Genomic DNA, 6,289 nt, shown 5'->3' with positions numbered 1-6,289 from the left:
GATGTCTTTGCGCAACTGCACGGCCACCGGGGCGCCGCGCAGCTCGGCCAGCTCGTCCTTCATCGCGAGCAACCCCACGCCCGCGGCGCGCCGGCGCGCTTCACCCACCTCACCGGGCGGGCGGCCTTCGATGGGGTTGCGCGCCTCGGGCACGGGGTTGGGCACCGTGGCGGGCTTGGACGGATCGGGCCGGCGGTTGTCGCGCGGCACGCTGGTGGAGGCCGCCGGGGGCTTCGGAGCCGTGGTGGATTCAGCCTCGGGCTTGGGGGCCGTCTCACGCTGCACCGCCGGCGGCGGGGGCGGCGGTAGCGGCGTGGCCTCGCGTTCGATCATCAGCCGCGCCAGCCGCTCGGGCACGGGCGGTGCCTGGCGCGGGTCGGGTTGCGGGGTGGGCCACAGCAGGAAGAGCAGGCACAGCAGCGCCGTGAGGCCCAGCACCCAGCGCAGCACGCGCCGGAAGCGGGCGATGTCCTCGGGCGGGATGGACCAGGCGAGGACCGGGCCGCGGAAGGAAATGGCCGTGGCCGCGCTCATGACGACACCTCGTACTTTCGGGTCACCGCGAAGGACACGTCGGCAAAGTGGGCCCGTGCCGCGGTGGCCATCACCTTGCGCAGCAGCGCGTAGGGAATGTTCTTGTCCCCCATGATGGTGAGCGTGCGGCCCTGGGCGGCGTTTTCGGCGCGGATGACCTGGCGGCTGGCGATCCCGTCGAGTTCGTCCTTCAGCGGGGCGATCAGGTCGCCGGGGGTGGCCATGGCCTGGGCCACGGTGGCCACGCGACGGCCCTCGACGAGGATGTCCTCGGGGCTGATGACGACCACCACGGTTTCACGCGGCACGGTTTCGGCGGTGGACTGCGGCAGCTTCACCCCCTTGGGCACCGACAGGATCTCGATGCCCGAGGCGGCCGAGAGCAGGAAGAACAGCAAGATGGTGAAGATGTCGATCAGCGCCACCAGGTTCAGGTCGACGTTCGACTGGTTGCGGGCCTTGCGCTGCGCGCGTTTCTGCAAAGGCGTGAGTTTCATGGCAGGCCCTCAGCGCTTGATCACCGGGGCGTCGCCGATGGCCACGTCGGGGAAGAGATCGGTGCGCACCAGGTTCGCGCCCTCGGCGGTGTAGGTGGCGCGGGTCGCGTCCATCACCTGCACCAGCAGGTCGTAGGAGGTGTCGGGCTCGGCCAGGATGCTGGCGGTGGTGGTGTCGGGAAAGCGGCGCTTGATCTCGAGCATCAGGGCCGAGAGTGTGCGCAGGTCCTGCGTGCCGTTCACCGCCGGGATGCGCTGGATCAGGCCGCCGATGCGGTCGCCCACCTCGATGGCGTCGCGGCGGATCACGATCTCCAGCTTCAGGTCGTTGGCCTGGAGCTGCTCGATGCCGCCGGTGTGGCGCGCCGGCAGGCTCAGCTCCAGCACCGACATGCGCGTGAACACCGCGGTGGACAGCAAAAAGGGCAGCAGCACCACGATGAGGTTGATGAAGGCGGTGACTTCCAGCTCCGCCGGATGCTTGCGCAGACGTCTGACGCGCATGATGGTTCCTTCACGGGGCCCGGCGAGCGTTCACTTCGTGGCCGACCCGGCGGCTTCGGCCTTCGCGCGCTGCACGAGGTTGAGGAAGCTGATCTTGGCCGCTTCCAGGCCGTCGACGATCTCGCTGGTGCGTGCCTGCAAGAAGGCATGGATGAGCAAGAAGGGGATGGCCACCATCAGCGCGAACGCAGTGTTGTTCATCGCGATCGAGATCGAGGCCGACAGCATCTCGGCCTTTTCGGCCGGGTTGACCTGGGCCACCGCGGTGAAGCCCTTGATCAGGCCCACGATGGTGCCCAGCAGGCCCACCAGCGTGATGACGTTGGCGAAGGTGGCGATGTAGTGCGTGCGCTTTTCCAGGCGCGGCACGATCTCCATCATGCCCTCTTCCATCGCGGCGTCGATGTCTTCGCGGCGGCCGGGGCTTTGCATGCGCTGCAGGCCGTTGGCCACGATCTTGCCGATGGCGGCATCCGATTCGGCCGCGAGCTGGTACACCTCCTTGAACCGGCCGCTTTGCAGCATCGGCAGCAACTGGGCCCACAGCTTCTTGTTCTGCGCACGGGCACGGCGCAGGAAGGCGTAGCGCTCGATGGCGATGGACAGCCCCAAGGCCATGATCAGCATGCTGATGTAGATGAAGGCACCGCTGTCCTGCACGAACTTGACGATGAATTCGAAGGTGTTCATGGACGTCTCTCCGGGGTACGACTGAAAAATGGGTGAGGGTGTGCAAGGGTCAGCGCTGCGGTGCCGCCGCCGGGGCCCGGAGCACGCGCTCGTAGTGGATCTGGCGGCGCAAGACATCGCGGTCCAGCGGCACCAGCGCCTCGTCGAGCACGCCTTCGACCGGGCGGCCGGCCCGCTCGCCAGGCACCGGCTTCTTCCAGGGCACGATGTAGAGCACCTTGGGCAGTTCGCGGTGGCCGATGATCTGGGTGCGGTCGAGCTCGGCCCGGTCCTGGGCCCGCACCGGGGCGGCCAGCAGGCCCCCCATCAGCACCAGACCGAACGGGACGGTCAGCATCTTCATGGCTGCTCCTTGCGGTGGACGGCCACGGGGGCCGGCCTGCGGTTCTTCAGGTCGATGACCCACTTGTTCACCTCGGCGTCGCCGCCGGGCACGAGGCTGAGGTAGCGCTCGTACAGGCCCAGGGCCTGGGTGGGGTTGCCGAGGTAGAGGTCGTGCAGGATGCCCAGGTTGAGCACCGCGGGGGCGTAGTCGTCCCGGGCCTGCAGCGCCCGCTCGTAGGCCTGGCGCGCCTGCTCGAAGCGACCCTGCTGGCGGTAGGTGATGCCCAACTGGTTCCAGTAGGACGCTTGCGTCGGCCCCAGACGCGTGGCGGTTTCCAGCGCCTGCGCGGCCTCGTCCAGGCGGCCGGCCTGGCGCGCGATGAGCCCGAGGTTGGCAAACGGCCCGGGCAGTTCGGGATGGCTGCGCGTGAGGGCCTCGAAGCCGCGCTGCGCCAGGTCGGCACGGCCGGCCACGAGCTGGCGGCGGGCGTCGTCGAAGGCCCGCTGCGCGGCCGGGTCCACGGCCGGCGGCGCTGGCGGGGCCGCCGCAGCCGGGGCCAAAGCGGGCGCAGGTGGCGTGTCCAAGCTGACCGTGGCACAGCCTCCCAGCAAAGCCGCCCACGTCAACAAGGTGCCCGCAAACAGCGCGCAACCGGCTGCGCCGGACCGCGGGTGTTGCCCCCTCGAGGAGGCGCGCGCAGCGCGTCGGGGGGGAGCGACATCAACGGATCGCATCGATGGCTCCTTCGCTCTTTTCACTCTTGCCGTAGCGCACCGGCCGCAGCTTGGCCAGCGCGGCGAAGCTGCGTTGCACCCATTCGTCGTAGAGGCCCGACGTTGCACGCTGGGCGTTGATCTCGTGCAGCTCCATGGCCTTTTCCTCGAAGGGGTAGGCCTGCTCTTCCAGCATCACCTCGTACTGCTCCAGTTCCAGTTTGGACAGGCGGCGCGGGCGCTGCGACTTGAGCATCGCTTGGGCGAAATCGGCGTAGATCTCGGCGATGCGGTAGGTGGCCGCCGTGGTGACACCGGCCACGCCGTAGTCGGCTGCCACGGCATAGGCTTGGAGGGCCGCTTGCATGCGCTGCTTCTTCAGGCGCAGGTGGCGCTCCAGCGGCTCCACCAGGCTCACCTCGCGGTAGGCCTCGTCGGCCGGCCGGGCCAGGGCCAGCGCCGCGGTGGCGCCCAGAAAGCGGGTGCGGTCGGTGCGGGCGTTGCCTGCGCGCTGGTCGGCCAGCATCACCTCGCGCAGCCAGTGCTGCTCGCGCGCGGCGTTGCCGTCGGCCTTGGCGAGCTGGGCCAGGCGATGGCGGGCTTCCACCGCGCGATCCAGCGGCTGCGGGTGCTGCTGCAGGTAGCGCTCGTAGGCGCGTGTGGCAGCCCCGCGCGAGGCGCCGCGTTCGGTGGCCTTGTGATGCAGCTCGGCCGCTTGCCATTGGGCCTCGCGGGCGACGGCCGGGTCGCGGTGGGTGGCGGCCACCCGTTCGAATTCGCCGGCCGCCTGGGCCCAGTGGCCCTGCTCCAGGTACACCGTCGCGAGCTTGGCGGGCACCTCGGCCTGCAGCGGGTGCTTCGGATGCTGCTGGCGGAAGGCCTCCAGGGAGCGGGCCGCCGCCTCCCAGTCCTTCAGGCCGATGAGCACGGCCGCGGCGTCGTACTGCGCCGTGGCGCGCACCGCCGATTGCGGCGCCACCTGGGCGGTGCGCTCGAAGTGGCCCACGGCCTCGCGAGCCCGGCCGGCGTCGCGCGCGGCTTCACCCTGCTTGTAGATGGCCGCGGCCTGGCGCTCGACCAGCTCATTGCGGCCGGCCGCCTGCGCCGGCGTGAGCGCCAGCACCTCGCCATAGGCGCGCTCGGCGAGGTCGAAACGGCCGCCGTCGAAGGCGGTGTGGGCCAGCACCGTCCAGGCCACCCGGCGCTGCGCGTCGGTAGCCGGCGGCTGCAGGGCCAGCACCTGCCGGGCCACGGCTTGGGCGCGCTCGGCATCGTTCAGCGCGAACAGGGTGTCGGCGGCGTTCGTGAGCACGGCGCCGGTGCGCGGGTCGGCGGGGAAGGCCTGGGCAAAGCGCAGGCTGCTGTCCACGGCCTGCCGCTTGAGCGCGGCGGCCTGCTCGGGCCGTGCGGCCTTGTGCAGCTCGGCATAGCTCAGCAAGGCGGAGTAGCCGGCGTCGGCGCTGCGCGCATGGGGCGGGTAGCCGTAGGCGGTCTTTTCGTACTCGGCCGCGGCTTCAGCATGGCGCTGGTCCTCGAAGAGCAGCTCGGCCAGCAGGAAATGGTTCTGCGGTGCCTGCGGGTCGTCGGGGAAGGACGTGAGGTACTGGCGGTACCAGCGCACGGCCTCCTGGTAGTCGGCCGAGGCCTTGGTCTTTTGCGCGCTGGCGTGGTGATGGCGGGCCAGCTCGCTCAGGTGCGTCTTGACCAGCGGCTGCGCGCGCGCCCAGCCCTCGGGGTTGGCGCGGCGGAACTCGCTGTCCACGCCATAGCGGCCCACGTACTCTTTCTTGGCTTCGAGAGCCAGCGTGGCAAAGCCGTTGGCCTGGTAGATGTCGATGACGCGGGCCTGCAGCACCGGCGCCTGCGCATGCAGCGGCTGGCGGCGCGCGAAGGCGCCCAGAGTGTCGGCGGCGTCCTTCACCCGTTCTTGTTGCAGGTACAGCCCGGCCAGCTGCTCGTAGACGCGGAATTCGTAGCCTTGGCGCAGCTCGCTGTCGATGTAGGGGGGGATGGAATCCGCGCCCTGCAGGTTGGCCAGCGAGAGGCTGGCCACGCGGAAGGTGTCTTCGATCAGCTCGCGTTCGGCGCGGGTGAGGCCCTCGATGCCGTCGAGCCCGGCCTCGCCGCCGCGGCCTGCGAGCATGAGGTCGAGCACGCCGAAGAAGGACGCGAGGGCTTCGTCCAGGCGCGATTGCTTGAAGCGCGACCAGCCCTGCATGTACAGCGCACGCTCGCGGTAGGGGGTGTCGTTGCCGCTGGCCAGCACCGCGGTGTAGGCGGCCTCGGCCTGCGGGTAGCGCGTGGCGGCAAAGAGGATCTCGCCGCGGCGGAAGTGGGCCTCGTCGCGTGTGGCGGCATCGGGGTAGGCGGCGACCAGGCGGTCGAGCACGGCCAGCGCCTGTTCGAGCTGGCCGCTTTGCTCATGGGCGCGGGCGAGCTGGTAGAGCACGCGGTCGGTGTCGGGCGCCTTCGGGTAGCTGCGCAGGTAGTCCTGGTAGCGGGCGATGGCGGCACGGAAGTCGGCCGGCGTCCCCGTGGCCGAGCCCTCGGCCATGCGACGGTCGGCCAGGTCCATCTCCAAGTCGCCCAGGCGGCGCATCGCTTCGGCACGCTGCGGCGCCTTTGGGGCGACCTCGAGGAATTTCTGGTAAGCCGCGATGGTCTGCTCTTCGGTGCTGCGGATGCCCGGGTCGGCGGGCAACTCGATCTTGCGCCCGGCCAGGCTCTTGAGCGTGGGCTCGTTGTCAGGGCTGCCCTTGCGCGGCCCCGAGCAGGCCGCCAGCGCGGCGGCCAAGATCAGCAGCGGGGGCAGGAGGCTAGCGCGGGGCCGCATCGGATCGCTCCTGTGCACCGCCCGCTGCGCGGGTGGCGTGGTCATACAGCTGGGCCACGGCAAAGCGGGCCTGCGTGGCATACACCGCCAGGCGTTGCTGCTGGCGCGTGAGTTCGGCCACGGCCAGGGCCTCGACGGCCTGCTGCTGCTCGCGGCTGAGTGCGGCCACGCGCGGGGCCAGGGCCTCGATGCG

At 70.6% G+C, this 6,289-nt stretch carries 6 protein-coding genes and 2 pseudogenes; all 8 read right to left on the bottom strand.

All coding sequences use genetic code 11. The annotated features are described in order from the left end of the window. Positions 1-534, bottom strand: a pseudogene (locus ACK42S_RS14625) (energy transducer TonB); the annotation flags it as partial. Next, positions 531-1,031: an ExbD/TolR family protein gene (locus ACK42S_RS14620; protein ID WP_409709048.1), complete on the bottom strand. Its 501-nt coding sequence runs from the start codon at positions 1,029-1,031 to the stop codon at positions 531-533. The pseudogene ACK42S_RS14625 and the gene ACK42S_RS14620, both read right to left, overlap by 4 nt. A 9-nt stretch (positions 1,032-1,040) precedes the next feature. Beyond that, positions 1,041-1,535, bottom strand: coding sequence for an ExbD/TolR family protein (locus ACK42S_RS14615; protein ID WP_409709045.1), 495 nt, complete (start codon positions 1,533-1,535; stop codon positions 1,041-1,043). A gap of 30 nt (positions 1,536-1,565) precedes the next feature. Continuing rightward, entirely contained in the window at positions 1,566-2,225 is a 660-nt protein-coding gene (locus ACK42S_RS14610) for a MotA/TolQ/ExbB proton channel family protein (protein WP_409709042.1), read from the bottom strand. 49 nt (positions 2,226-2,274) lie between these two features. Continuing rightward, complete coding sequence (locus ACK42S_RS14605; protein WP_409709039.1) at positions 2,275-2,568, bottom strand: hypothetical protein; 294 nt, start codon at positions 2,566-2,568, stop codon at positions 2,275-2,277. Next, positions 2,565-3,134, bottom strand: coding sequence for a tetratricopeptide repeat protein (locus ACK42S_RS14600; protein WP_409709036.1), 570 nt, complete (start codon positions 3,132-3,134; stop codon positions 2,565-2,567). Before ACK42S_RS14600 ends, ACK42S_RS14605 begins: the two co-directional genes overlap by 4 nt. Before the next feature lie 136 nt (positions 3,135-3,270). After that, positions 3,271-6,096 carry a tetratricopeptide repeat protein gene (locus ACK42S_RS14595; RefSeq protein WP_409709033.1) on the bottom strand — a complete coding sequence of 942 codons (2,826 nt, stop codon included), beginning with the start codon at positions 6,094-6,096 and terminating at the stop codon, positions 3,271-3,273. Then, positions 6,080-6,289 (bottom strand): annotated as a pseudogene (locus ACK42S_RS14590) (hypothetical protein); the annotation flags it as partial. The gene ACK42S_RS14595 and the pseudogene ACK42S_RS14590, both read right to left, overlap by 17 nt.

The sequence above is a fragment of the Caldimonas sp. genome, from assembly GCF_046289365.1.
In the GTDB taxonomy this organism is placed as follows: domain Bacteria; phylum Pseudomonadota; class Gammaproteobacteria; order Burkholderiales; family Burkholderiaceae_C; genus Caldimonas.
This window is presented reverse-complemented; position numbering and strand designations above follow the sequence as displayed.